Annotated in this window: 20 protein-coding genes; 10 read left to right on the top strand and 10 right to left on the bottom strand. The window is 71.7% G+C overall.

Features of this window, described 5'->3' with window-relative positions:
• Positions 1-89: 89 nt before the first annotated feature.
• From OG858_RS11845 to OG858_RS11820, 6 genes are all read right to left on the bottom strand, one after another.
• Positions 90-944 (bottom strand): HpcH/HpaI aldolase/citrate lyase family protein, encoded by an 855-nt coding sequence (locus OG858_RS11845; protein WP_327723873.1) that lies wholly within the window; start codon positions 942-944, stop codon positions 90-92.
• Positions 941-2,140: a CaiB/BaiF CoA transferase family protein gene (locus OG858_RS11840; protein WP_327723872.1), complete on the bottom strand. Its 1,200-nt coding sequence runs from the start codon at positions 2,138-2,140 to the stop codon at positions 941-943. Before OG858_RS11840 ends, OG858_RS11845 begins: the two co-directional genes overlap by 4 nt.
• Complete coding sequence (locus OG858_RS11835; protein WP_327723871.1) at positions 2,137-3,639, bottom strand: ADP-ribosylglycohydrolase family protein; 1,503 nt, start codon at positions 3,637-3,639, stop codon at positions 2,137-2,139. Before OG858_RS11835 ends, OG858_RS11840 begins: the two co-directional genes overlap by 4 nt.
• Positions 3,636-4,811, bottom strand: a complete 1,176-nt coding sequence (locus OG858_RS11830) for an ADP-ribosylglycohydrolase family protein (RefSeq protein WP_319066138.1) — start codon at positions 4,809-4,811, stop codon at positions 3,636-3,638. Before OG858_RS11830 ends, OG858_RS11835 begins: the two co-directional genes overlap by 4 nt.
• Positions 4,812-4,851: 40 nt before the next feature.
• Entirely contained in the window at positions 4,852-6,177 is a 1,326-nt protein-coding gene (locus OG858_RS11825) for an ADP-ribosylglycohydrolase family protein (RefSeq protein ID WP_408059474.1), read from the bottom strand.
• Positions 6,178-6,599: 422 nt separating this feature from the next.
• Complete coding sequence (locus OG858_RS11820) at positions 6,600-7,706, bottom strand: ADP-ribosylglycohydrolase family protein (protein WP_327723870.1); 1,107 nt, start codon at positions 7,704-7,706, stop codon at positions 6,600-6,602.
• A gap of 285 nt (positions 7,707-7,991) precedes the next feature.
• On the opposite strand from OG858_RS11820, the gene OG858_RS11815 reads away from it, so the two are divergent.
• From OG858_RS11815 to OG858_RS11805, 3 genes are all read left to right on the top strand, one after another.
• Complete coding sequence (locus OG858_RS11815) at positions 7,992-8,720, top strand: VIT1/CCC1 transporter family protein (protein WP_328545345.1); 729 nt, start codon at positions 7,992-7,994, stop codon at positions 8,718-8,720.
• A 403-nt stretch (positions 8,721-9,123) separates the two neighbouring features.
• Positions 9,124-13,731 carry a glutamate synthase large subunit gene (gene gltB / locus OG858_RS11810; RefSeq protein ID WP_319318946.1) on the top strand — a complete coding sequence of 1,536 codons (4,608 nt, stop codon included), beginning with the start codon at positions 9,124-9,126 and terminating at the stop codon, positions 13,729-13,731.
• Complete coding sequence (locus OG858_RS11805; RefSeq protein WP_086751261.1) at positions 13,724-15,184, top strand: glutamate synthase subunit beta; 1,461 nt, start codon at positions 13,724-13,726, stop codon at positions 15,182-15,184. Before gltB ends, OG858_RS11805 begins: the two co-directional genes overlap by 8 nt.
• 176 nt (positions 15,185-15,360) lie before the next feature.
• On the opposite strand, the gene OG858_RS11800 is transcribed toward OG858_RS11805, so the two are convergent.
• The gene (locus OG858_RS11800; protein WP_319260946.1) at positions 15,361-16,290 is read right to left on the bottom strand and encodes a rhomboid family intramembrane serine protease; all 930 of its coding nucleotides are present in this window, start codon (positions 16,288-16,290) and stop codon (positions 15,361-15,363) included.
• 386 nt (positions 16,291-16,676) lie between these two features.
• Here OG858_RS11800 and OG858_RS11795 point away from each other — a divergent pair, with 386 nt between their 5' ends.
• Genes OG858_RS11795 through OG858_RS11780 form a run of 4 tightly spaced genes read left to right on the top strand, consistent with a single transcriptional unit; the run spans position 16,677 to position 18,853 of the window.
• A complete protein-coding gene (locus tag OG858_RS11795) occupies positions 16,677-17,087 on the top strand; it encodes a VOC family protein (RefSeq protein WP_086751266.1) in 411 nt (136 codons plus the stop codon).
• A 14-nt stretch (positions 17,088-17,101) separates the two neighbouring features.
• Positions 17,102-17,623: a helix-turn-helix transcriptional regulator gene (locus OG858_RS11790; protein WP_327723868.1), complete on the top strand. Its 522-nt coding sequence runs from the start codon at positions 17,102-17,104 to the stop codon at positions 17,621-17,623.
• Between the two features lie 5 nt (positions 17,624-17,628).
• Positions 17,629-18,288, top strand: a complete 660-nt coding sequence (locus tag OG858_RS11785) for a glyoxalase (RefSeq protein ID WP_319260950.1) — start codon at positions 17,629-17,631, stop codon at positions 18,286-18,288.
• Positions 18,289-18,346: 58 nt separating this feature from the next.
• Positions 18,347-18,853, top strand: a complete 507-nt coding sequence (locus OG858_RS11780) for an iron chaperone (RefSeq protein ID WP_406195867.1) — start codon at positions 18,347-18,349, stop codon at positions 18,851-18,853.
• Between the two features lie 15 nt (positions 18,854-18,868).
• On the opposite strand, the gene OG858_RS11775 is transcribed toward OG858_RS11780, so the two are convergent.
• Together OG858_RS11775 and OG858_RS11770 are read right to left on the bottom strand one after the other, a co-directional pair.
• The gene (locus OG858_RS11775) at positions 18,869-19,846 is read right to left on the bottom strand and encodes an acyl-CoA dehydrogenase family protein (protein WP_328544928.1); all 978 of its coding nucleotides are present in this window, start codon (positions 19,844-19,846) and stop codon (positions 18,869-18,871) included.
• 31 nt (positions 19,847-19,877) lie between these two features.
• On the bottom strand, positions 19,878-21,017 hold the full coding sequence (locus tag OG858_RS11770; protein WP_086751274.1) for an acyl-CoA dehydrogenase family protein: 1,140 nt from the start codon (positions 21,015-21,017) through the stop codon (positions 19,878-19,880).
• A gap of 125 nt (positions 21,018-21,142) precedes the next feature.
• On the opposite strand from OG858_RS11770, the gene OG858_RS11765 reads away from it, so the two are divergent.
• From OG858_RS11765 to OG858_RS11755, 3 genes are read left to right on the top strand one after another with little or no spacing between them, the layout of a single operon-like run.
• A complete protein-coding gene (locus OG858_RS11765; protein WP_086751276.1) occupies positions 21,143-21,931 on the top strand; it encodes an SDR family oxidoreductase in 789 nt (262 codons plus the stop codon).
• A gap of 14 nt (positions 21,932-21,945) precedes the next feature.
• Complete coding sequence (locus OG858_RS11760) at positions 21,946-22,584, top strand: TetR/AcrR family transcriptional regulator (protein WP_086751278.1); 639 nt, start codon at positions 21,946-21,948, stop codon at positions 22,582-22,584.
• A gap of 41 nt (positions 22,585-22,625) precedes the next feature.
• Complete coding sequence (locus OG858_RS11755) at positions 22,626-23,783, top strand: acetyl-CoA C-acetyltransferase (protein WP_328544929.1); 1,158 nt, start codon at positions 22,626-22,628, stop codon at positions 23,781-23,783.
• Positions 23,784-24,060: 277 nt separating this feature from the next.
• Here the strand turns inward: OG858_RS11755 and OG858_RS11750 are convergent, their stop codons facing one another.
• Positions 24,061-25,122: an NAD(P)H-dependent flavin oxidoreductase gene (locus tag OG858_RS11750; protein WP_086751284.1), complete on the bottom strand. Its 1,062-nt coding sequence runs from the start codon at positions 25,120-25,122 to the stop codon at positions 24,061-24,063.
• Positions 25,123-25,132 lie beyond the last annotated feature (10 nt).

Genomic DNA, 25,132 nt, shown 5'->3' with positions numbered 1-25,132 from the left:
TGCGCGACCAGCCCCCACCGGGCCCGCAGAGGGGGGTCGAAGGGGCGCAGCCCCTGGGGATGGGAATGGGTAGGGGCGGCGGGGGCGGATCAGCGTCTGGTGGGGCGGTTGGCCAGGGTGAGGGTTCTGCGGGCGGCTGCCACCACGGCCGGGTCGATGAAGCGGCCGTCGGGGAGGGCCTGGGCGCCGGGCGCGGTGGTCGCGGCCTTGAGGGTCTCCTCGGCCGATTCCACTTCCCGCGGGGTGGGGGCGTAGGCGCGTTCGATCACCGGGAGCTGCCGAGGGTGGATGGCGGCGCGGCCCAGGAAGCCGAGGGCGCGGCCGTGGGCGCAGGAGGCGGCCAGCCCTTCGAGGTCCTTCGTGTCCGGGTAGATCGACTGGGCCGGTGAGGGGAGGCCCGCGGCGCGCGCGGCGAGGATCACCCGGGAGCGGGGCCAGTCGAGGGCCGAGTCGTGCCGGACGGCCAGGTCGGCGCGGAGGTCAGCCTCGCCGAGCGCGATGCCGCGGAGGGCGGGATGGGCGGTGGCGATGTCGTAGGCGCGTTCCACACCCAGGGCCGATTCGAGGAGCGCGTACAGGGGGATCGCTCCTCCTTCCGCGGGGGCGGTTCTTTCCGCTACGCCGGCGACGTCGGCGGGGGACGTGATCTTCGGCAGGCGGAGGGCCGCCAGCCCGGGGAGAGAGGAGAGGGTCTTGAGGTCCTGTTCGGCCTCCGGGGTGCCCAGGGCGTTCACGCGTACGTGAACCGCGACGGTGGACGGGCTCGAGAGGAGTTCGGCGGTCGCCGCGCGGGCGTAGGCCTTGCGGTTCGGCGCCACCGCGTCCTCCAGGTCCACGATCACCACGTCCGCGCCGGAGGCCAGGGCCTTGGTGACCACCTCCGGGCGGTCGCCGGGGACGTACAGCCAGGTCAGGGGGAAGGGGGTCGTCGAACCGGGGGTCACAGGGCGCCCTCCTGGCGGAGGGCATCGATGTCCGGTTCCGACAGGCCCAGTTCGGTGAGGACCGAGTCCGTGTCGGCGCCGTGTGCGCGGCCCGCCCAGCGGATCGCGCCGGGGGTGGCGGAGAGGCGGAAGAGGACGTTCTGCATACGCAGGGGGCCGAGGTCGGGGTCGTCGACGGTCGTGATCGTGTCCAGGGCCCGGTACTGGGGGTCGGTCATCACCTCCCGTACGTCCTGGATGGGGGCCACCGCCGCCTCCGCCTTCTCGAACACCTCGATGACCTCCTCGCGGGTGTGGCGGGCGATCCACGCGCCGACGGCCTCGTCCAGGACGTCGGCGTGACGGGCCCGTTCCGCGCCTGAGCCGAACCAGGGCTCGTCGATCAGCTCGGGGCGGCCGACCAGGCGCATCACCCGCTCCGCGATCGACTGGGCCGAGGTGGAGACGGCCACCCATGTACCGTCCGCCGTGCGATAGGTGTTGCGGGGCGCGTTGTTGGCGGAGCGGTTGCCGGTACGGGGCTGGACGTGGCCGAGCTGGTCGTACCAGAGGGGTTGGGGACCGAGGACGGTGAGGATCGGCTCGATGATCGCCATGTCGACCGTCTGCCCTTCGCCCGTCCGGTCACGCGCGGCGAGTGCGGTCATCACCGCGTATGCCGTCGCCAGGCCCGCGATCGAGTCGGCCAGGCCGAAGGGGGGCAGGACAGGAGGGGCGTCCGGCTCGCCGGTGATCGCGGCGAAGCCGCTCATCGCCTCGGCCAGCGTGCCGAAGCCGGGGCGGTGCGCGTACGGGCCGAACTGGCCGAAGCCGGTGACGCGGGCGAGGACCAGACGGGGGTTCGCGGCGGAGAGTTCCTTCCAGCCCAGGCCCCATTTCTCCAGGGTGCCGGGGCGGAAGTTCTCGATGATCACGTCGGCGGTGGCGGCGAGGCGCAGGAGCGTGTCCCGGCCGCCGGGGGTGGAGAGGTTCAGCGTCAGGGTGCGCTTGTTGCGGCCCAGCAGTTTCCACCACAGGCCCACGCCGTTCTTCGACGGGCCGTGGCCACGGGACGGGTCCGGCTTCGTGGGGTGTTCGATCTTGATGACCTCCGCGCCGAAGTCGCCGAGCATCGTGGCGGCGAGGGGGCCGGCGAAGAGAGTGGCGAGGTCGAGCACGCGGAGGTGGGAGAGCGGGGGGTCGTACGCCTGGGTCATGGGTGGGGGGTCTCCCGGAGGGTGAGGTGGGCCAGGGTGTCGAAGCCGACGCCGTTGAAGTCGGCGACCGAGGTGGCCAGGCGGTTCTTGAGGGGGGCCGTCCAGCGGTCGGGGAGGGCGTCCGGGGAGCCGGTCAGGAGGCCGGCGATGCTGCCCGCCGTCGCGCCGTTGGAGTCGGTGTCCCAACCGCCCGACACCGCGCGGCAGACGGAGGCCGTGAAGTCGCCGTCCGCATGGGTGAGTGCGGCGGTGAGCAGGGCCGTGTTGGGGAGGGCGTGCACCCAGTGGTGGTCGGCGTAGGTGGAGTGGAGTTCGTCGACGACCGTGTCGAAGTCGCGCTCGCCCGTGGCGAGTCGGAGGGCGTGGTCGATCGCCTTCGCCAGACGGGAGTCCGGGGGGACGACCTTGAGGCCGGTGCGCAGGCAGTGGTGGACGTCGTGGGTGCCGGTGGCCGCCTCCGCGATGGTGGCCGCGACGAACATCGCCGCGTAGACGCCGTTCGCGGTGTGGGTGAGGGCGGCGTCGCGGTGGGCCTGTTCGGCCGCGGTGGCCGGGTCGCCGGGGTTGGTCCAGCCATGGACGTCGGCGCGGATCAGGGCGCCGATCCATTCGCGGAACGGGTTGCGGTGGCGGGCTGTGTGCGGGGGGTCGATGCCGGTGAGGAGGTTGCGGTAGGCGATGCGTTCGGCGGTGAAGGTGCGGCCTGCGGGGAGTTCGTCGAGCCAGAGCCGTGCCACGTCCGTGGTGGTGAAGTCGCGGCCGTGGCGGGCGAGCAGGAGGAGGTTGAGGAGGGGGTAGTTGAGATCGTCGTCCTCGGGCATGCCGTCGATGTTCTCGGCGAGGGAGGTGGGGGCCGAACGGCGGTTCCAGGGGTGGGCGGCGAGGAGTTCCGGGGGGACGCCACGGGCGGTGAACCAGGTGGTGAGGGGCCAGTTGCCGGTGGCCCGGGCGAGTTGGCGGATCGCGGGGAGGGGGAGTTTCTCGACGGGTTTGCCGAGGAGGCAGCCGACGGCGCGGCCGAGCCAGGCCGCCTCCAGTCGCCGCGTGTACGTGGCCGGGGTGGGGAGGGTGTCGCGGGCCTGCGCCTGCAGGGTGCCGCCTGCGCCCACCCGTGCCGCCCCGGCGGCACGACTGCCCGCAGGCTGAGCGGGGTGGGTGGAGTGGCCGGGACGGGGCGGCCCAGCAGGACCGGTGGGCTCGGCCGGACGCATCGGCCAGTCCGGGCACAACGCCTTGATCCTGCTCAGCTCGGTCGGCTCGTGTTCCGCCAAGCTGCTGGGTAGGTCTGCCAGTTCGTCCAGCAGGTCCTCGGCGAGTTGGCGCAAGTAGCGGGACGTCCGATGCGGGGATGCGCCGGCGCGGGGCGGGGCCGGGGGGCCGCCCGCTCCTCGCCAGCGGGCGGCGATGGCCGACGGCTCGCGACCGTCCTGGACCGCCTGGTGGAGTTCGTGGCCCAGGAGGTCTTCCGGTTGGACCCAGGTGAGTCGGAGGGGGGTCACCGGAGGGGGGCCAGGGTGGCGAGGGCGGCCTCGTGGGCGCGGCGGCGGTGCAGGTCCTGGGCGTGGATCTGGAGGGTGACCGCCGTCAGGGCCGTGGCGGGGGCGTGCAGGTCCAGGCGGCTGGCCTCCGCGACCGTCTTGGCCCAGTCGGACGGGACCTGCGAGCCCAGTGCCCCTGCCAGCGCTCCCGACATCGTGGCGATCGAGTCGCAGTCGCGGCCGTAGTTCACCGAACCCAGGACCGCGTGACGGTAGTCGCCGCGCGCCACGAGCAACATGCCCAGGGCGATGGGGAGTTCCTCGATCGCGTGGAGGCGGGAGGGGCGGCGGGCGTTGAGGGAGGGAGCGCGGTAGTCGGGGCCGACCGTGTCGAACGGTGTCACCGCCTCGCGGAGCGGCCGTAGCGCCGACTCGAAGTCCGTGTGGCGGCGGGCCACTTCACACACGGCCTCGATCGCCGCGCGGGTGCCGTCCTTGGCCACGGCGAGGCACGTCTCGATCACCGACTCCGCGGTCGCGCCCGGCGTGCACGCCGCCGCGACCCCCGCCGCGAACACGCCCGCCGCCTCCCTGCCGTAGGACGACTGGTGGGCCCCCGCGATGTCGAGGGCCTCGGCGTACGCACCGGGCGGGTCGGCCGCGTTGACCAGGCCGACGGGGGCCATGTACATCGCGGCGCCGCAGTTGACGATGTTGCCGGTGCCGGCCTCTCGGGGGTCGATGTGGCCGTAGTGGATGCGGGCCACGAGCCACTTCTCGGCGAGGAAGACCCGTTGGAGGGGGAGGGCCTCCGCCTCCAGCTCGGGGATCCAGCGCGGGGTCGTCATCATGTCCGGCACCAGGTGCTCGGCGATGGCGTACGCGTCAAGGTGGTCGCGTACGCGGTCGTACACCCGCACGAGCGCGTGGGTCATCAAGGTGTCGTCGGTGACGTGGCCGTCGCCCTTGTGGTACGGCGCGATGGGGCGGGCGGTGCGCCAGCCGTCGCCGTTCCAGGGGCCGACGATGCCGTGGACGCGGCCGCCGTGGCGTTCGAGGATCTGCTCCGGGGTGTAGCCCTCGACCGGGCCGCCGAGGGCGTCGCCTACGGCGGCGCCGACCAGGGCGCCGGTGATGCGCTCTTCGAGGCTTGCCGCGGCGTTCGCCGCAACGCCTGCTCCGGCATGGGGCATTGCGTGCGGGTTGGGATCCATTGGGGACGTCATGCCCGAATCATCCTCCTGGAGTGCCGAGTTCCGTGGCTGCGAGAAGTTCGGCGAGGTGTACGAGATCGGTGCCGGTGAGGCGGGGGAGTGCGCAGCCGGAGAGGGTGCGGCAGGCTTCCCGCCAGGTGTCGGGGATGGCGGCGGCGCCGCTGAGCGCGCCGGTGAGGGCGCCGGCGAGGGCCGGGGCGGAGTCGGCGACGCGGGAGAGGCAGGCGGCGGCGGGGACGGCCTCGGCGATCCGGCCCTCGGCGGCGGTGGCCAGGGCGAGCGCCACGGGGACGGTCTCGGCGGCGGCGATGCCGTAGCTGTAGACGTGGTCGACGATCTGGTGCTCCAGGAGCGGGACCAGAGCGAATGTTCCTTCTTTTTTGTGGCGGTGGGCGAGATCCAGGGCGTGGCGGGCGTTGCGGCCGATCTCCGTCTCGGCGGGAAGTTCGGCGAGGGCGGCTGCCGTGCAGTCGTCGACGTTCGCGCCGACGAGCGCGAGGGCGAGCGCGGCGGCCATCGCGCGGGCGCCGTGCACGCCGTCGCCGTCCTGGGTGTAGCGGGCGTCGAACTCGGCGAGATCGGCGGCGCGGCGAGGGTCGCCCGGGTGGGCCACGGCGAGCACGCAGGCGCGTACGCAGGCCGCGTCGTCGAAGTAGTGGGGGTTGTCGTGGCCGGTGGCGGGTGGGCGCAGGCCGGTGGCGAGGTTGCCGAGTCCGGCGCGTACGGAGATGCGGGCGCGCAGGGGGAGTACGGCGGACTCGACCTCGGGGGCGCGTTCGGCGGCGGCGGCGATCTCGCTGGCCACGGCGTTCCAGGAGAGGTCGATCGAGGCGCGGGTGCGGCGTTCCAGGCTGAGGTCGCCCAAGGCGGCAGCGTCACCGGCACGGAGGAGGGCCTCGGCGGCGAACGCGGCCCATTCCGCGTCGTCGGAGGGGCCGAGGCGGAGGGGTTCGGGTGGTTGGTTGAGGGCGATGGGGACCGGGAGTGTGGTGGTGGCGTTCTGCTCGGCGAAGGTGTCCAGTTCGCGGGTCAGGCGGCGGGTCCACTCCGGCATGCGGGCGGCTCGGTGGCGGGCTGCGGGCCAGCCGGCGGCGTCGCCCGCGGCCAGGCCCAGCAGGAGGCCCTCGATGCGGTGGCCCTCCGGGGGGTACGCCGCCCGGCCCGCCTCGGCTTCGCCTTCGGCCGGCTTGTTCCCACCCGCACCGCCCGTGCGGCTTTCGTCGTCGGGTGCGGGTGGCCCCGGTGGGCCGTCGTCGTCGGCGTCGGCGTCGGCGACTGCGGGTGCGGGTGCGGGGGTGATCGGCCTCGTCACGACCGTGGGTGCGGTTCCGGACGGCTTCGCCACGACCCCGGGGTCGAGGTCGATCGGCTTCGCCGCGACTGTGTGCGTGGCTTCGATGGGGTTGGCCGTGTCCGTGAGTTCGGCTTCGATCGGGTTGGCCGCGACTGTGTGCGTGGCTTCGATGGGGTTGGCCGTGTCCGTGAGTTCGGCTTCGACCGGGTTCGCCGCGACCAGGTGCACGGCTTCGACCGGCTTCGCCGTGACAGCGAGTCCGTTCCCGCCGGATGTGTTCGCCACCGTCCACGAGGTGGGCGTGGTGTCGTCGACCGGTCCGGGTGTCGCCGCGCGCGCTGTCTCGCCACACGGTGCCGGTGTTGCCGTACGGGTCGTCCCGTCGTACGGCCCGGGTGCTGCCGAATGCGAAGCCCCGTCGCCCGGCTTCGATGGCCCGGCGGGTGTGGTTTCGTCCCACGGTGGTGGTGGGGTCATGAGGGGGTCTCCGTCTTGGTGGGTGGGGCCAGGGTGAAGGCGGTCGGAGGTGGGCAGGGCCGCTCCTCGCGGTGGAGGGGGGTCGTGGTGGTGCCCCATTTGCCGCCCTCGCCGGGGACCAGGAGCTCGGCCACGTCGAGGACGTGGTGGCCTGCCATGGAGGGGAGGCAGCTGCCCCTCGCCGGGCCGATGGCGGTGGCCCACTCGGGCGGGATCGAGGACGCGCCCCGGGTCGCGCCGGCCAGGGCGCCGGCGACGGCGGCGGTCGTGTCGGCGTCGCGGCCCATGTTCACCGCCGTCAGCACCGACTCGGTGAAGTCGCCGTCGGCCGCCGCGTAGGCGCCGAAGGCGAGGGCGACGGCTTCGGGGGCGAGGTCGGTCCAGGGGTAGCCGCCGATGACGACCGCGGAACGGACCGCGCGTTCGCCGCGGTGGGCGATCGCCACCGCCCGGCGCAGGGAGCGGGCCGTCCAGGAGTCGTCGGGGACCACGGCGAGGGCGGAGGCGACCACGGCGATCGTGGGGGCGCCCCCCATCGCCGCCGCCACTCCCGCCGCGACCGCCTGGCCGCCGTAGATGCCCTCGCCTTCGTGGCTGACCGAGCCGTCGATGGCGACCAGACGGGCGGCCTCCGCCGGGCGGCCCGCGGCGAAGACGCCGAAGGGGGCCGCGCGCATGGCCAGGCCGTCGCTCCAGGCGTGCCGGTGCTGCGCGGAGATCGGCGCGGCCAGGCCCCGGCGGAGGTTCTCCAGGGTGCCGCGTTCGCTGAAGCCGGCGCCCCGGAACGGGCCCTCGTCCCGGTCCGCGATCCACTGGTGCCAGGCCGTCTCCACATGCGTGACGGTGAGCGCCGAGCCGTGCCGGGCCAGCAGCAGCCCGGAGAAGATGGCGTACTCGGTGTCGTCCGTGCCCGAGGGGTGTTCGGCCACGTACCCCGTGATGCGCCCCCAGCGTGCGCGGATCTCGGAGGGTTTCATGTTCTCGGCGGGCGCCCCCAGCGCGTCCCCGACGGCGAGCCCGAGCATGGCCCCCCGCGCCCGCTCGCGGAGAGCGGCGGCGTCCCCGGGCGCCGGGACCGAAGGAATGCAGGCGATGGAAGGCATATGGCGCCTCTCTGGCCCGGTGGGCAGGTCTGGCCCTACGGGCAGTTGATCCGCTCCGAAGATTTCGCGACGTCGAAGATTTCGCTGTGAAGATCTCTGCCACATCGGGTGCCCCGACGGCCCCCGGAACGCCGCTGTATCACCCGGTCGACATCTGTGCAGAGCCGTGTACGAATGAGCGGCAACGGTTTCTCGAACAGTTGCGGCCCCTGGTAAGTACGGCCTTCCTTGCTGGCAGAAGCAATTTTCCGAGCGTACGTTCGATGCGAGGAAAGGGGCTTGACCGTGGCGATCATCGACACCGAAGCCGCGCTGCACGAGGCGCACCGCGACAACCACACCCACCGGGACGTGAACGGCGGCTGGCTGCGGCCTGCCGTGTTCGGGGCGATGGACGGACTCGTGTCCAACCTGGCGCTGATGACCGGTGTCGCGGGCGGGTCGGCCGGCCGGGATGCGGTCGTCGTCGCCGGGCTCGCAGGTCTCGCGGCCGGAGCCTTCTCCATGGCCGCCGGCGAATACACCTCCGTGGCCTCGCAGCGAGAACTCGTCGAGGCCGAACTCGACGTCGAGCGGCGGGAGTTGCGCAAGCACCCCAAGGACGAGGAGAAGGAGCTGGCCGCGCTCTACGAGACCCGTGGGGTCGAGGCGGGGCTCGCCCGGGAGGTCGCGCGGCAGCTGTCGCACGACCCGGAGCAGGCCCTGGAGATCCACGCCCGCGAGGAACTGGGCATCGATCCCGGCGACCTTCCCTCGCCCGTCGTCGCCGCCGTGTCGAGCTTCGGCTCCTTCGCGCTGGGCGCCCTGCTGCCCGTACTGCCCTACCTGCTCGGCGCGGGCACGCTGTGGCCCGCCGTGCTGGTGGCGCTCGCGGGGCTCTTCGGGTGCGGGGCGGTGGTGGCCAGGGTGACGGCCAGGAGCTGGTGGTTCAGCGGGCTGCGGCAGCTCGCCCTCGGTGGCGCCGCGGCGGGTGTGACGTACGCCCTGGGCAGCCTGATCGGAGCGGCCGTATGATGGATCGGATGGCTACGTATGCGCGGGGCCGCATAAGTAGTCGTTACCAGGCGGTTTCGAATGCTTAACCGCTGGGCATGAGCCGTAAGCGCCGCGGGCAAAGACGCCTGCAAGCACCCTGATGCAGTGGGCGACGCCGCCTTCTGTGCCCCCGGTCGGCCGACATTGATCTGTCCGGTCGGCTCCCCCTGATTTACGCAACCGTGCGCGGCACCCCCTCCGCGCCCGTGGCGTCCGCATGTTGGGACGAAGTATCCAGTTCCCGAGAATCGCTCCATCATGTAACCTGCACGAAATTTTGCACTTTGCGCAGAGGGCCAGCGTCGTCCCTCGGCAATCGCTCCCCCAGAGCCTTCAGGGCCTGGGAGGTACCCCCAGCCAAATGACGACGACGGGAGAGCCGATGCGTACGCCGCGCCAGCCGTCCCAGCACTCCGCGAATGGCCAGAAGTGGTCCTTCATGGATGCTCGCCCTGCTGCGCAGGGTATGTACGACCCCCGCAACGAGCACGACGCCTGTGGCGTCGGCTTCGTGGCCACCCTCACCGGCGAGGCGAGCCATGCGCTGGTCGAGCAGGCGCTCACGGTTCTTCGCAACCTGGAGCACCGCGGTGCCACCGGCTCCGAGCCCGACTCCGGCGACGGCGCCGGCATTCTTTCGCAGGTTCCCGACGCGTTCTTCCGTGAGGTGGCCGGATTCGAGCTGCCCGCGGCCGACTCGTACGCCGTGGGTATCGCCTTCCTGCCCGAGGACGGCGCCGACGAGGCCGCGGCCCGTATCGAGGCCATCGCGGCCGAGGAGAGCCTGACCGTCCTCGGCTGGCGCGAGGTGCCCGTCGCCCCCGAGCTGCTCGGCGCCACCGCCCGCTCGACGATGCCCTCCTTCCGTCAGGTCTTCGTCGCCGACGCGGCGGCCGTGCCCGCCACGGGCATCGACCTCGACCGCAAGAGCTTCGTGCTGCGCAAGCGCGCCGAGCGCGAGGTCGACGTCTACTTCCCCTCGCTGTCCGCGCGGACGATCGTCTACAAGGGCATGCTGACCACCGGCCAGCTGGAGCCCTTCTTCCCGGACCTGTCCGACCGCCGCTTCGCCTCCGCGATCGCGCTCGTGCACTCCCGGTTCTCCACGAACACCTTCCCGTCGTGGCCGCTCGCCCACCCGTACCGCTTCGTCGCGCACAACGGCGAGATCAACACGGTCAAGGGCAACCGCAACTGGATGACCGCGCGCGAGTCCCAGCTGGCCTCCGACCTGTTCGGTGGGCAGGAGACGCTGGACCGGATCTTCCCGATCTGTACGCCGGACGCCTCGGACTCCGCTTCGTTCGACGAGGTCCTGGAGCTGCTCCACCTCGGCGGCCGCTCCCTGCCGCACTCCGTGCTGATGATGATCCCGGAGGCGTGGGAGAACCACGACTCCATGGAGTCGGCCCGCCGCGCCTTCTACCAGTTCCACGCCACAATGATGGAGCCCTGGGACGGCCCGGCCTGCGTCACCTTCACCGACGGCAAGCAGGTCGGCGCGGTCCTCGACCGCAACGGTCTGCGTCCCGGCCGCTACTGGGTCACCGACGACGGCCTCGTCGTCCTCGGCTCCGAGGTCGGCGTCCTCGACATCGACCCCGCCAAGGTCGTCCGCAAGGGCCGTCTGCAGCCCGGCAGGATGTTCCTCGTCGACACCGTCGAGCACCGCATCATCGAGGACGACGAGATCAAGGCCGGCCTCGCCGCCGAGCAGCCCTACGCCGAGTGGCTGGAGGCCGGGGAGATCGAGCTCTCCGACCTGCCCGAGCGCGAGCACATCGTGCACACCCACGCCTCGGTCACCCGCCGCCAGCAGACCTTCGGCTACACCGAGGAGGAGCTGCGCATCATCCTCGCGCCGATGGCCAAGACCGGTGGCGAGCCGCTCGGTTCGATGGGCACGGACTCGCCGATCGCCGCGCTGTCCGCGCGTCCGCGGCTGCTCTTCGACTACTTCACCCAGCTGTTCGCGCAGGTCACCAACCCGCCGCTGGACGCGATCCGTGAAGAGCTGGTCACGAGTCTGCGGTCCTCGCTGGGCCCGCAGGGCAACCTCCTGGAGCCGACCGCCGCGTCGTGCCGCAGCGTCACCCTGCCCTTCCCGGTGATCGACAACGACGAGCTGGCCAAGCTCATCCACATCAACGCCGACGGCGACATGCCCGGCATGAAGGCCGCCACGCTCTCCGGCCTCTACCGGGTCTCCGGCGGCGGTGACGCCCTCGCCGCGCGCCTCGAGGAGATCTGCGCCGAGGCCGACGCCGCCATCGACAACGGTGCCCGGCTGATCGTCCTCTCCGACCGCCACTCGGACGCCGAGCACGCGCCGATCCCGTCGCTGCTGCTCACCGCGGCCGTCCACCACCACCTCATCCGTACCAAGGAGCGCACCCACGTGGGCCTCCTGGTCGAGGCCGGTGACGTCCGCGAGGTCCACCACGTCGCCCTGCTCATCGGGTTCGGCGCCGCGGCCGTCAACCCGTACCTGGCGATGGAGACCGTCGAGGACCTCGTCCGCGCCGGAACGTTCCTCTCCGACATCGAGGCCGAGCAGGCCATTCGCAACCTGATCTACGCCCTCGGCAAGGGCGTCCTGAAGGTCATGTCGAAGATGGGCATCTCCACGGTCGCCTCCTACCGCGGCGCCCAGGTCTTCGAGGCCGTCGGTCTCGCGGACGAATTCGTCGAGAAGTACTTCAACGGCACGGCCACCAAGATCGGCGGCGTCGGCATCGACGTCATCGCCAAGGAGGTCGCCGCCCGCCACGCCAAGGCGTACCCGGCCAGCGGCATCGCGCCGGCCCACCGTGCCCTGGAGATAGGCGGCGAGTACCAGTGGCGCCGCGAGGGCGAGCCGCATCTGTTCGACCCGGAGACGGTCTTCCGCCTCCAGCACTCGACCCGGACGCGCCGCTACGACATCTTCAAGAAGTACACGGACCGCGTGAACGAGCAGTCCGAGCGCCTGATGACGCTGCGCGGCCTGTTCGGCTTCAAGACCGGGGAGCGCCCGCCGATCTCCATCGACGAGGTCGAGCCGGCCTCCGAGATCGTCAAGCGGTTCTCGACCGGCGCCATGTCGTACGGCTCGATCTCCCGCGAGGCGCACGAGACCCTCGCCATCGCCATGAACCAGCTGGGCGGCAAGTCCAACACCGGTGAGGGCGGCGAGGACCCGGACCGCCTGTACGACCCGGCGCGCCGTTCGTCGATCAAGCAGGTCGCCTCCGGCCGCTTCGGTGTGACCTCCGAGTACCTGGTCAACGCGGACGACATCCAGATCAAGATGGCCCAGGGCGCCAAGCCCGGTGAGGGCGGTCAGCTGCCCGGTCACAAGGTGTACCCGTGGGTCGCGAAGACGCGTCACTCGACGCCGGGCGTGGGCCTCATCTCCCCGCCGCCGCACCACGACATCTACTCCATCGAGGACCTGGCCCAGCTGATCCACGACCTGAAGAACGCGAATCCGCAGGCGCGGATCCACGTCAAGCTGGTCTCCGAGGTCGGCGTCGGCACGGTCGCCGCGGGTGTCTCCAAGGCGCACGCGGACGTCGTCCTCATCTCCGGCCACGACGGCGGCACGGGCGCCTCGCCGCTCACCTCGCTGAAGCACGCCGGCGGTCCCTGGGAGCTCGGCCTCGCCGAGACCCAGCAGACCCTGCTCCTCAACGGCCTGCGCGACCGCATCGTCGTACAGACCGACGGCCAGCTGAAGACCGGCCGTGACGTGGTCATCGCCGCGCTCCTCGGCGCCGAGGAGTTCGGCTTCGCCACCGCGCCGCTGGTCGTCTCCGGCTGCGTCATGATGCGCGTCTGCCACCTGGACACCTGCCCGGTCGGCATCGCCACGCAGAACCCGACGCTGCGCGACCGGTTCTCCGGCAAGGCCGAGTACGTCGTGAACTTCTTCGAGTTCATCGCCGAGGAGGTCCGCGAGATCCTCGCCGAGCTGGGCTTCCGCACCATCGAGGAGGCCGTCGGCCACGCCGAGACGCTCGACGTGACCCGCGCGGTGAACCACTGGAAGGCGCAGGGCCTGAACCTGGAGCCCCTGTTCCACGTGCCCGAGCTGCCCGAGGGCGCCGTCCGCCACCAGGTGATCGAGCAGGACCACGGCCTGGAGAAGGCACTCGACAACGAGCTGATCAAGCTCGCCGCCGACGCCCTCGCCGCCTCGGACGCCACCGACGCCCAGCCGGTCCGCGCCCAGATAAAGGTCCGCAACATCAACCGCACGGTCGGCACGATGCTCGGCCACGAGGTGACGAAGAAGTTCGGCGGGGCCGGTCTGCCCGACGACACCATCGACATCACCTTCACGGGCTCGGCGGGCCAGTCCTTCGGTGCCTTCCTGCCGCGCGGTGTCACGCTGCGCCTGGAGGGCGACGCCAACGACTACGTCGGCAAGGGCCTCTCCGGCGGCCGTGTGATCGTCCGCCCCGACCGGGGCGCCGACCACCTCGCCGAGTTCTCGACGATCGCGGGCAACACCATCGCCTACGGCGCGACCGGCGGCGAACTGTTCCTCCGCGGTCGTACGGGCGAGCGGTTCTGTGTCCGCAACTCCGGCGCGACGGTCGTCTCCGAGGGCGTGGGCGACCACGGTTGCGAGTACATGACCGGCGGCCACGCGGTCGTCCTCGGCGAGACGGGCCGCAACTTCGCGGCCGGCATGTCCGGCGGCATCGCGTACGTCATCGACCTTGACCGCGACAACGTCAACGTCGGCAACGTGGGCGCGATCGAGGCCCTCGACGACACCGACAAGCAGTGGCTGCACGACGTGGTGCGCCGCCACGCCGAGGAGACCGGCTCGACGGTCGCAGAGAAGCTGCTCGCCGAGTGGCCCGTCGCCGTGGAGCGCTTCAGCAAGATCATCCCCAGCACGTACAAGGCAGTGCTCGCCGCCAAGGCCGCCGCCGAGCAGGCCGGTCTCTCCGAGACCGAGATCACCGAGAAGATGATGGAGGCGGCGATCAATGGCTGACCCGAAGGGCTTTCTGAACCACGGGCGCGAGGTCGCCAAGTCCCGCCCCGTCGACGTACGACTGAAGGACTGGAACGAGGTCTACGTCCCGGGTTCGCTGCTTCCGATCATCTCGAAGCAGGCGTCCCGCTGCATGGACTGCGGCATCCCGTTCTGTCACAACGGCTGTCCGCTCGGGAACCTCATCCCCGAGTGGAACGACTACGCCTACCGTGAGGACTGGGCGGCGGCGTCGGAGCGACTGCACGCGACGAACAACTTCCCGGAGTTCACCGGGCGGCTCTGCCCCGCCCCCTGCGAGTCGGCCTGCGTCCTCGGCATCAACCAGCCGGCCGTCACCATCAAGAACGTCGAGGTCTCCATCATCGACAAGGCGTGGGACAGCGGCGACGTCGCGGCCCAGGCCCCGGAGCGCCTGTCCGGCAAGACGGTCGCCGTCATCGGCTCGGGCCCGGCGGGACTGGCCGCCGCCCAGCAGCTGACGCGGGCCGGCCACACGGTCGCGGTGTACGAGCGCGCGGACCGCATCGGCGGTCTGCTCCGCTACGGCATCCCCGAGTTCAAGATGGAGAAGCGGCACATCAACCGCCGCATCGAGCAGATGCGCGCGGAGGGCACCCGGTTCCGTACGGGCATCGAGATCGGCCGCGACCTCAAGGCGACGGACCTGAAGAAGCGGTACGACGCCGTCGTCATCGCCGCGGGTGCCACCACCGCCCGTGACCTCCCGGTCCCCGGCCGCGAGCTGGCCGGCATCCACCAGGCCATGGAGTACCTGCCGCTGGCCAACAAGGTCCAGGAGGGCGACTTCGTGGCGCCCCCCATCACGGCCGAGGGCAAGCACGTCGTGGTCATCGGCGGCGGCGACACGGGCGCGGACTGCGTGGGCACGGCCCACCGTCAGGGCGCGGCCTCCGTGACACAGCTGGAGATCATGCCGCAGCCGGGCGAGGACCGCGCCGCGAACCAGCCGTGGCCGACCTTCCCCATGCTCTACAAGGTCACCTCCGCGCACGAGGAGGGCGGTGAGCGGGTCTACTCCGTCTCCACCACCCACTTCGAGGGCGACGAGGACGGCAACGTCCAGTTCCTGCACCTCACCGAGGTCGAGTTCATCGACGGCAGGCTGACCCCGAAGCCGGGCACGGAGCGCAAGATCCCCGCCCAGCTGGTCACCCTCGCCATGGGCTTCACGGGCACCGACCGTGACAACGGTCTGGTGGACCAGTTCGGCCTGGACCTCGACGAGCGTGGCAACATCGCCCGCGACGCCGACTTCCAGACCAACGTGCCGGGCGTGTTCGTGGCCGGTGACGCGGGTCGCGGTCAGTCGCTGATCGTGTGGGCGATCGCGGAGGGCCGGTCCGCGGCCCAGGGCTGCGACCGCTTCCTCACGGGGGCGAGCGAACTGCCGGCGCCGATCCGGCCGACGGACCGCTCGCTGATGGTCTGAGGGCCCCACACAGGACGGTGACCTGACGGGTCACCCCACATACGTCCCGTACAACGGCGTACGGAACACAGACGGCGCCTGCCCGCCAGTCCCCGACCGGACGACTGGGCAGGCGCCGTCGCATGTCCGGTGACCGCCGGGAGCGCAAGGCCCGCTGCCCGGCGGTCACCTCTCGCTCATGCCGTCATCCCCGCGACCCTGGCGAGCGCCAGCACCACCAACAGCGTCAGCACCGCCGCACACGCCCCCGCCTGCACGAGTACCCGCCGCCGGTCCCGGGGCGCGTAGGCGAACGCGAGGGCGATCAGGCCGCCGGTCAGCAGGCCGCCGAGGTGGCCCTGCCAGGACGTCACGACCGCCGAGATGACCAGCCACACCAGCAGGCCCGCCATGAAGCGGTTGATGCCCGCCGGGTCGGCGCCCAGGCGGCGGGCCAGGACGTAGTACGCGGTGCAGACGCCGAAGATGGCGCCGGAGGCGCCGACCGTGTTGGTGTCGGGGGCGAGGAGGAGGACGAGGACGGAGCCGCCGAGGGCCGAGAGCAGGTACAGGGCGAGGTAGCGGGCGCGGCCGAGCTGGGACTCGACGATCCTGCCGACGTTCCACAGGGTGACCATGTTCATCACGATGTGCAGGATGCCGAACGTGCCCTCGGTGGGCGGGAGGTGGAGGAAGGCGCCGGTGAGGAGGCGGTACCACTCCCCGTCGATCACGCCTTCGAGGTGGAAGTCGTCCGGGTAGGCGCTCTGCCAGACGTAGTGGAGGCCGTCCGAGCCGAGCAGGCCCCGGCCCAGCATCGCGAAGTCGTCCACGATCGCCGGGCGGAGCACTTCGGCGACGTAGGCCACGACGTTCAGACCGATCAGGACGTACGTCACCAGCGGGACCGTGGAGATCCGGCCGCCGAAGGCCGTGCGGGCCTGGCGGACCGTTCTCGAGCCCTCCTTCACGCACTCCGGGCACTGGTGGCCCACGGCCGCGTCGCGCATGCAGTCCGGGCAGATGAACCGCTCGCAGCGCGTGCAGCGGACGTACGACTCCACTTTCGGGTGGCGGTAGCAGGTGGTGACGGCGGGCTCGGACGATGACGGGGACTCGGGTTCCACGGCCGGCTCCTTGAGGGTGCGGGGCTGATGACGAGCCGGTGAGGACGGCGGCGAACAAAATAGCGAACGATCGGGGCGTCGTGGGCAGGGGGAGTGCCTTGGCTTCGGGTTCTGGAGGTGTGATGCCCTGCTCGATGACGTGCAGGCCGATGCCTCGCTCGCACGGTTCGGCACCGAGGGGCACCAGGTGGAGGACGGAAACGGGAGAAACGGCCGAGCGGGAGAGACGGTCGAGCGGGTGACCTTCAACGTGTCGCCCTTGCGCAGCGGCTGCATGGCGAGGCCGAGCTTCGGGCGGGACGCCTTCGCGCCGCTCGCGGTGTCGACCCCGGACCGAGCAGGAATCGAGAAGCGCAGCGCACGGAGTCGCGTCTAGCCTGCTCGTCATGGACATCACCATTCACACGACCGCTCTGCCGCACGACGACCCGGACGCGTCGCTCGCCTTCTACCGCGACGTCCTCGGCTTCGAGGTCCGCAGCGATGCCGGGCAGGGCAGGATGCGCTGGATCACGGTCGGTCCGGCCGGCCAGCCCGGCACGTCGATCCTTCTGGCCCCACCCGCCGCCGATCCCGGCATCACGGAGGATGAGCGCCGCACCATCACCGAGATGATGGCCAAGGGCACCTACGGCTGGATCCTGCTGGCCACCCCGGACCTCGACGCCACGTTCGAGAAAGTACAGGCCGGTGACACGGAGGTCGTCCAGGAGCCGACCGAGCAGCCGTACGGCATCCGGGACTGCGCCTTCCGCGACCCCGCGGGCAACCTGGTCCGCATCCAGGAGCTGCGCTGAGGAGGAGGGTTCCCATGTGCAAGCCCGAATGGCGGCGTGCGCGCGTCCAGGCGCAGCGCCTGAACGATCTCGCGCTGCTGCGCCGCGTCCGCGACCGGATCGACAGGGAGTACGCGCAGCCGCTGAACGTGGAGGCGCTCGCTCGCGATGCGCACATGTCCGCCGGGCACCTGAGTCGGCAGTTCCGGGCCGCCTACGGTGAGTCGCCGTATTCGTATCTGATGACGCGTCGCATCGAGCGGGCGACGGCGCTGCTGCGGCGGGGCGATCTCAGCGTCACCGAGGTCTGCTTCGCGGTCGGCTGCGCGTCCCTGGGCACGTTCACCACTCGCTTCACCGAGCTGGTCGGCATGCCTCCCGGGGCCTTCAGGCGCCAGGCGGCAGATGCCGCGTCCGACCTTGCCGACGCCGCGAACACGGCCCGTGACGCGGGCTCGGCGATCACGGTGGAGGGGATGCCCGCGTGCGTGGCCAAGCAGGTGGCGAGACCGGTCAGGAATCGAGAAGCCCCGGCCACCGCCCAGCCCATAGCGTGAGGGACATGGCAACCACCACTTCCACCGCAGCCCGCATGACCCTCGCGTCCGTCACCCTCGAAGTGGCCGACCCCGAGGCCGCCCGCCGCTTCTACAGAGCCTTCGGCGTGGACACGTACCTACGCCTGCGGGCGTCCGAGGCGCACTCGACCGGATTTCGCGGCTTCACCCTGGCGCTCACGGTGTCCGGGCCGGCGACCGTGGACGGCTTCGTCGCCGCCGCCGTGGAAGCCGGTGCCGCGGTCCTGAAGCCCGCCACGAAGTCGATGTGGGGCTACGGCGGCGTCGTCCAGGCCCCGGACGGGACAGTCTGGAAGATCGCGACCTCGGCGAAGAAGGACACCGGCCCCGCCACCCGCGAGATCGACGAGATCGTCCTGCTGCTCGGCGTCGAGGACGTGAAGGCCACCAAGCAGTTCTACGTGGGCCGGGGCCTGACCGTGGCCAAGAGCTTCGGCGGCAAGTACGCCGAGTTCGCCCCCGGTCGGTCCAGCCCCGTCAAGCTGGCGCTCTACAAGCGCCGCGCGCTGGCCAAGGATCTCGGCGTCCCCAACGACGGCACCGGCTCGCACCGCATCGTCCTCGGCAGCACCGCCGACGCCCTCACCGACCCGGACGGCTTCGTCTGGGAGGCCGCCGCGCCGCCCGCTCCCACACCGTCCTGACCTCCGATCCCGTACCTCCGCACCGCCACGTCTCACCTTCTCCGAGAGGACACCTGCCATGCCGTCCACGAAGTCGCCCGCCGGGAACTCCGGCATGCCCGCCGAGAACCCTGGCACGCCCGCCGAGAAGTACGACGGCTTCACCGCCGAGGAACGGGCCGCGATGAAGGAGCACGCACGCGATCAGAAGAAGACGGCGGCACGGCGTGGTGCGTCCCGGGCGGAGAAAGAGGCGGCAGCGGAGCAGGACGTGCTCGCGAAGATCGCCGAGATGTCGGAAGCGGACCGGGTTCTCGCCGAGCGGATCCACGAGATCGTCAAGACCGCCGCTCCCGACCTCGCGCCCAAGCTCTGGTACGGGATGCCCGCGTACGCCAGGGACGGCAAGATCGTCTGCCACTTCCAGAGCGCGGAGAAGTTCAAGTCCCGGTACGCCACACTCGGCTTCAGCGACCAGGCGGCACTCGACGAGGGCGCGATGTGGCCGACCGCCTACGCCCTGAAGGAGCTGACCGCGGCCGACGAACAGCTCATCAGCGCCCTGGTGAAGAAGGCGGTGGGCTGAGGCCGACCGGGGAGATCACCGGCGGCGACCGGCGCTGAGCACGGTACCGCGGCACTCGGCCGGGCCGCCCCACGCGGTCCGCAGCGCTCGGGCCTTGGTCAGCCAGAGCGACAGGTCGCACTCCGCCGTGTAACCGATCGCGCCGTGCAGCTGGAGCGCCGTGCGCGCCGTCGTGTACGCCGCCTCGCACGCCGTCACCTTCGCCGCCGCCACATCCGCGGGGTCCAGCGTGACCGCCGCCCCGAGGACCAGCGGACGCGCGAACTCCAGGGCCACCTTCGCGTCCGCCAGCCGGTGCTTCACCGCCTGGAACGAGCCTATGCGCACACCGAACTGGGTGCGCTGCCCGACGTACGCCACCGTCCTGTCCAGGAGAGCCAGCCCGACGCCGAGGGCCTGGGCGGCCACCGCGAGACGGGCCCAGGTCAGGGCCGCGGCGAGGGAGGGCGGGTTCGTGGCGAGGAGTTCGCCGCCGGGGGAGAGCGGGGTCGGGCGGCGGGCCGGGTCCAGAGAGGGGCGGACCGGGCCGTGGCCGGGGGAGAGCCGCAGTTCACCGGTGCCCGAGTCGTACGACAGACGGGTCGTCGCCGCGTCCCCGTCCAGGGCGTACGACTCCGGCGACGGTGCCACCGTGGCCATGGCCTCCCCCGACACCAGCGCCGGGAGCAGGCGCTCGGCCGGGCCCGGGTCCTGCAGACCGGCCAGGAGGACCGCCGCCGTGGCCGTCTCCACGAGCGGGCCCGGCACCGCGTGCCGCCCCAGCTCCACGAAGGCGACGGCCAGCTCGACGGGCAGGGGGCCGACCCCCTCGTACGCCTCCGGTGCCGCCAGCGCGAACACTCCGGCTTCCGCGATACGGGACCACAGCGCGCGCCCCGCCCCATGCTCCCCGCGCCCCCAGGCCCGTACGACGGCCGGTGTGTCGGCGGCCGTCAGCATGGCGTCCAGCGACTCGGCGAACGCCCGCTGCTCGGTGTCGAGGAGGAAGCGCATCAGCGGCGGCCCTTCAGGATGAGGTCACGCATCAGCGGCGGCCTTTCGGCAGGCCGAGGAGGCGCTCGGCGATGATGTCGCGCTGGATCTCGTTGGTGCCGGCGTAGATCGGGCCGGCGAGGGAGAAGACATAGCCCTCGGACCAGTCGGTGTCCGTCGACTCGCCTTCCTCCCCGAGCAGTTCGAGTGCCGTCTCGTGCAGGGCGATGTCGTACTCGGACCAGAAGACCTTGTTCAGACTGGACTCGGGGCCGACCGGCGTGCCCTCCAGGAAGCGGGAGGCGGCCGCGTAGGTGAAGAGCTGGTAGGCGCGGGCACCTATCAACGCGTCGGCCACGCGGTCGTGTGCGGACGCCGGGCTTCCCTGGGCCTGCCAGAGGTCGAACAGCCGGTCCGCGGAGGCCAGGAAGCGGCCCGGGGGGCGGAGCGTCAGGCCGCGTTCGTTGCCTGCGGTGGACATGGCGATGCGCCAGCCCTGGCCGGGCTCGCCGATGACGTCCTGGTCCGGTACGAACACCTCGTCGAGGAAGAGTTCGGCGAAGGCGGGCCTGCCGTCGAGACGGCCGATCGGGCGGACCGTCACGCCCGGCGCGCGCAGGTCGAACATCAGATACGTCAGGCCCTGGTGGGGCTTCGGGGTGCCCGGCTCGCTGCGGAACAGGCCGAACGCCCGGTCCGCGAAGGCGGCGCGCGACGACCAGGTCTTCTGGCCGGTCAGCAGCCAACCGCCGTCCGTGCGTACCGCCCTGGAGGTGAGCGAGGCAAGGTCGGACCCGGCCTCGGGCTCCGACCAGGCCTGGGCCCACACCACCTCGCCGGAGGCCATCGGGGGCAGCACACGGGCCCGCTGCTCCCGCGTGCCGTGGTCGAAGAGGGTGGGAGCGAGGAGGCTGATGCCGTTCTGGCCGACGCGGCCCGGGGCGCCCGCCGCGTAGTACTCCTCCTCGAAGACCAGTCGGCGCAGCAGGCCCGCGGCCCGGCCGCCGTACTCGGTCGGCCAGTCCACCACCGACCAGCGGTCGGCGGCCAGCTCGGACTCCCAGACACGGTGGGCGGCGAAGCCCTCCGCCGTCTCCAGGGAGGGGAGCGGCTCGGGCGGGACATGGGTGCGCAGCCATGCGCGGGCCTCGGCGCGGAAGGACTCGTCTGCGGGCGAACGGGCGAGGTCCATGGGGCACACCCCTTCTTTGCCTGACAAACGCTTGACCGGTCCGGCAAGGCCGGCCGAGCAACGTTCGGTCGACCAGGTGGCGTTCGGTCTTCCCTAACAAGTGTTTGGTAGGTTAGCGTGCCCGCATGACCACCGTCGAGCCTCCGGCGTATCTCCCCGGCCACGGCCTGCTCGCCGGACGCACCGCCGTGATCACCGCGGCGGCCGGTGCGGGCATCGGCGGAGCGACCGCGCGACGCTTCCTGGAGGAGGGCGCCCGCGTGCTGATCAGCGACGCCCACACACGCAGACTCAAGGAGTACAAGGGCGAGCTGGCCGCCGAGTTCGGAGCGGAGTCCGTCCGAGCGGTGCCGTGCGACGTGACCGACGAGGATCAGGTGCGGGCGCTGTTCGAGGCGGCCGTCCGGCTGCACGGACGGCTCGACATCGTCGTCAACAACGCCGGCCTCGGCGGCACCTCGGACCTCGTCGACATGACCGACGAGCAGTGGTCCAAGGTGCTGGACGTGACACTGAACGGCACGTTCCGCTGCACCCGGGAGGCGCTGAGACTGATGCGGCAGAGCGGTGACGGCGTGATCGTCAACAACGCCTCCGTCGTCGGCTGGCGCGCCCAGGCCGGGCAGGCGCACTACGCTGCCGCGAAGGCAGGCGTGATGGCACTGACCAGGTGCGCGGCCCTCGAGGCGGCCCGGTACGGGGTCCGGGTCAACGCCGTGTCACCGAGCCTCGCCATGCACCCGCACCTCGCGAAGGTCACGACCCCCGAACTGCTGGCCGAACTGACCGCGCGCGAGGCCTTCGGGCGGTACGCCGAACCCTGGGAGGTCGCCAACGTGATCGTGTTCCTCGCGTCCGGCTACTCCTCGTACATGACGGGTGAGATCGTCTCCGTCAGCAACCAGCACCCGTAAGGACAACGAACAGCGTGCCGACCAAGAAGAAGCCCCGGGCGACCGCCGCCGCGCCCGCCCGCCGCGGTGAACTCCTCGACAGGGCCGCGAACGTCTTCGCCGACCTGGGGTACAACGCGACCACCGTACGCAGGATCGCGGACGACGCGGGCATGCTCGCGGGCAGCCTCTACTACTACTTCGAGTCCAAGGACGCGATGCTGGAGGAGATCCTGCGGACCTTCCTCGACGAACTCTGGGAGCGGTACGACGCCGTCCTGGATGCCGGAACGGGTCCCCGGGACACCTTCGAATCCCTGGTCACCGAGTCCTTCCGGGCGATCGACCGGCACTGTGCCGCCGTCCGGATCTACCAGAACGAGGCGAAGCAACTGATCGCCCAGGAGCGGCGGTTCTTCTTCCTGGAGCAGTCGCAGACCAAGTTCGAGAAGGCATGGCTGTCCACGCTGGAGCGCGGGGTCGCCCTGGGAGAGCTCCGGGCCGACCTCGACACGAGGGTCACCTACCGCTTCGTGCGCGACACGGTCTGGGTCGCCGCGTCCTGGTACCGGCCAGGCGGAAAGTACAGCCCGGAGGAGATCGCCCGACAGTACCTGTCGATGGTCCTGGACGGGATCGCCGTACGTGGCAGCGCTACTGAAAGCGGTACGTGAAGAGCCGTATGTGAACAACCGTTGACGTCAGGGGAGTTGCCATGGCCGAGGCCTATATCGTCGAAGCGGTCCGGACGCCCGTCGGGCGGCGCGGGGGAGGGCTCGGCCAGGTCCATCCGGCCGACCTCGGCGCGCACGCCCTCAAAGCGCTCGTCGCACGCGCGGGCGTGGACCCGGCCGCCGTGGAGGACGTCGTCTTCGGCTGCCTGGACACCGTCGGACCGCAGGCCGGGGACATCGCCCGGACCAGCTGGCTGGCGGCCGGGCTGCCCGAAGAAGTGCCGGGTACGACCGTCGACCGGCAGTGCGGCTCCTCGCAGCAGGCCGTGCACTTCGCCGCCCAGGCCGTGCTCTCCGGCACCCAGGACCTGGTGGTCGCGGGCGGCGTCCAGAACATGACGATGATCCCCATCGCCTTCGCCTCCCGCCAGGCCGCCGTGCCCCTCGGGCTCACGGACGGGCCCTTCGCGGGCAGCGAGGGGTGGCGCGCACGGTATGGGGACCGGCCGGTGAACCAGTTCGCCGGCGCGGAGATGATCGCCGCGAAGTGGGGCATCAGCCGCCGCGACCAGGAGGAGTACGCGCTGCGCTCCCACCGGCGGGCGGTACGGGCCGTCGACGAGGGCCGCTTCACGCGCGAGACCGTGCCGTACGGGGACGTCACCGTCGACGAGGGACCCCGCAGGGACACCTCCCTGGAGAAGATGGCCGCGCTGAAGCCGGTCATCGACGGCGGCACCGTCACCGCCGCCTGCTCCTCCCAGGTCTCCGACGGCGCCGCCGCGCTCCTCCTCGCCTCCGAACGAGCCGTCCAGGAGCACGGGCTGACCCCGCGCGCCCGCGTGCACCACCTCTCCGTACGTGGCGAGGACCCCATCCGCATGCTCACCGCGCCGATACCGGCGACCGCGTACGCCCTGAAGAAGAGCGGCCTCACCCTCGACGCCATCGACCTCGTCGAGATCAACGAGGCCTTCGCGCCGGTCGTCCTGGCCTGGCTGAAGGAGACGGGCGCCGACCCGGAGAAGGTCAACGTCAACGGTGGTGCCATCGCCCTCGGCCACCCCCTGGGCGCGACCGGCGCCAAGCTCATGACGACCCTTCTGCACGAACTGGAGCGCACGGGCGGCCGGTACGGGCTCCAGACGATGTGCGAGGGGGGCGGGCAGGCGAACGTGACGATCATCGAGCGGCTGTGACGGTCACTGAGTGAGGCTGCCGAGCACCCCCTGTCCGAACCCTTGGCCGTCATGCTCGTCCCGTTCGTGACCGTCCACCGCAACTCCGACGGGCGCGAATACACCTGCGCCGTGCAGCGCGGCGCCACGGGCTGCTACACCCGGATGGTCAACCGAGCACGACGGTGTCCTGGCGCTGGGAGGGTGACGGTCACTGAGCGAGGGTGCGACGGTCAGCGAGCGAGGGTGCGACGGTCACCGAGCGGTGGGTGCGACGGTCAGTGAATGGCGGGGACGGTCACGGGGCGGTGCCGAGTCGCCCCAAGGACGTCAGCGCCTCCTCCGCCTCCTTCATGATCCGTTCCACCAGCTCCGCGCACGACGGCAGGTCGTCGATCACCCCGGCGACCTGCCCGGCCGCCATCACCCCCAGGTCCGTACGGCCGTCCACCATCGCGGACCTGAGCAGCATGGGCGTGTTGGCGGCGAGCAGAACCTGACTCCAGGTGAGGTCCTTGCCGTGCCGCAGGGCGAGGCCGTCGCGGACCATACGGCGCCAGGTGAGCCCGGAGAGCCGCCGGAAGCCGGCCGCGTGGCGCACGGCGCGCGCCAGGGCGCGCGCCCGGCCGGACGCCTCCAGCGCGCTCACGAACTCCGTGCGGAGCATGCGGTGCGGCAGCCCGTCCACGGCCCTGGTGACGGTCACGTCCCTGACCGTGGCGGCCAGATAGCGGGCCTTCACCGCGTCGGGCACCGTCGAGTCCGAGGTGAGCAGGAACCGGGTGCCCATCGCCACCCCGGCCGCCCCGAACGCCAGCGCGGCCACCAGCCCGCGCCCGTCGTGGAATCCGCCGGCGGCGACGACGGGGATGTCGACGGCGTCCACGACCTGCGGCAGCAGTACGGTCGTCGCCACCTCCCCGGTGTGCCCGCCGCCCTCGCCGCCCTGCACGACCACCGCGTCCACACCCCACGCGGCCACCTTCTCGGCGTGCCGCCGCGCGCCGACGGACGGGATGACGACCACGCCCGCGTCCTTGAGCTCGGCGATCAGCTCCCTGGACGGGGCGAGCGCGAACGACGCCACCCGGACGCCCTCCTCGACGATGATCCGGACCCGCTCCCGCGCGTCCCCCGCGTCGGCCCGCAGGTTCACCCCGAAGGGCGCGCCGTCCGTACGGGACTTCACCTCCCGTACGGCGTCCCGGAGTTGCGCGGGCGTCATCGTCGCGGAGGCCAGGATGCCGAGCGCCCCCGCGTTCGCCGTCGCGGAGACCAGACGGGGGCCGGCCACCCAGCCCATACCGGTCTGCACGATCGGAAGGCGGATGCCGACGAGCCGGGTCAGTGCCGTTTCCATCAGTCACTCT

The organism is Streptomyces europaeiscabiei (genome assembly GCF_036346855.1).
Classification (GTDB): domain Bacteria; phylum Actinomycetota; class Actinomycetes; order Streptomycetales; family Streptomycetaceae; genus Streptomyces; species Streptomyces europaeiscabiei.
Note: the sequence above shows the minus strand (reverse complement) of the source record. Positions and strands in the feature narration are given on the sequence as shown.

Coding starts and splice junctions, on each gene's coding strand:
- OG858_RS11840 (WP_327723872.1), bottom strand. CDS start 2,140: ATGACCCAGGCGTACGACCCCCCGCTCTCCCACCTCCGCGTGCTCGAC.
- OG858_RS11830 (WP_319066138.1), bottom strand. CDS start 4,811: ATGCCCCATGCCGGAGCAGGCGTTGCGGCGAACGCCGCGGCAAGCCTC.
- OG858_RS11820 (WP_327723870.1), bottom strand. CDS start 7,706: ATGCCTTCCATCGCCTGCATTCCTTCGGTCCCGGCGCCCGGGGACGCC.
- gltB (WP_319318946.1), top strand. CDS start 9,124: ATGCGTACGCCGCGCCAGCCGTCCCAGCACTCCGCGAATGGCCAGAAG.
- OG858_RS11805 (WP_086751261.1), top strand. CDS start 13,724: ATGGCTGACCCGAAGGGCTTTCTGAACCACGGGCGCGAGGTCGCCAAG.
- OG858_RS11795 (WP_086751266.1), top strand. CDS start 16,677: ATGGACATCACCATTCACACGACCGCTCTGCCGCACGACGACCCGGAC.
- OG858_RS11790 (WP_327723868.1), top strand. CDS start 17,102: ATGTGCAAGCCCGAATGGCGGCGTGCGCGCGTCCAGGCGCAGCGCCTG.
- OG858_RS11785 (WP_319260950.1), top strand. CDS start 17,629: ATGGCAACCACCACTTCCACCGCAGCCCGCATGACCCTCGCGTCCGTC.
- OG858_RS11780 (WP_406195867.1), top strand. CDS start 18,347: ATGCCGTCCACGAAGTCGCCCGCCGGGAACTCCGGCATGCCCGCCGAG.
- OG858_RS11775 (WP_328544928.1), bottom strand. CDS start 19,846: ATGCGCTTCCTCCTCGACACCGAGCAGCGGGCGTTCGCCGAGTCGCTG.
- OG858_RS11770 (WP_086751274.1), bottom strand. CDS start 21,017: ATGGACCTCGCCCGTTCGCCCGCAGACGAGTCCTTCCGCGCCGAGGCC.
- OG858_RS11765 (WP_086751276.1), top strand. CDS start 21,143: ATGACCACCGTCGAGCCTCCGGCGTATCTCCCCGGCCACGGCCTGCTC.
- OG858_RS11755 (WP_328544929.1), top strand. CDS start 22,626: ATGGCCGAGGCCTATATCGTCGAAGCGGTCCGGACGCCCGTCGGGCGG.
- OG858_RS11750 (WP_086751284.1), bottom strand. CDS start 25,122: ATGGAAACGGCACTGACCCGGCTCGTCGGCATCCGCCTTCCGATCGTG.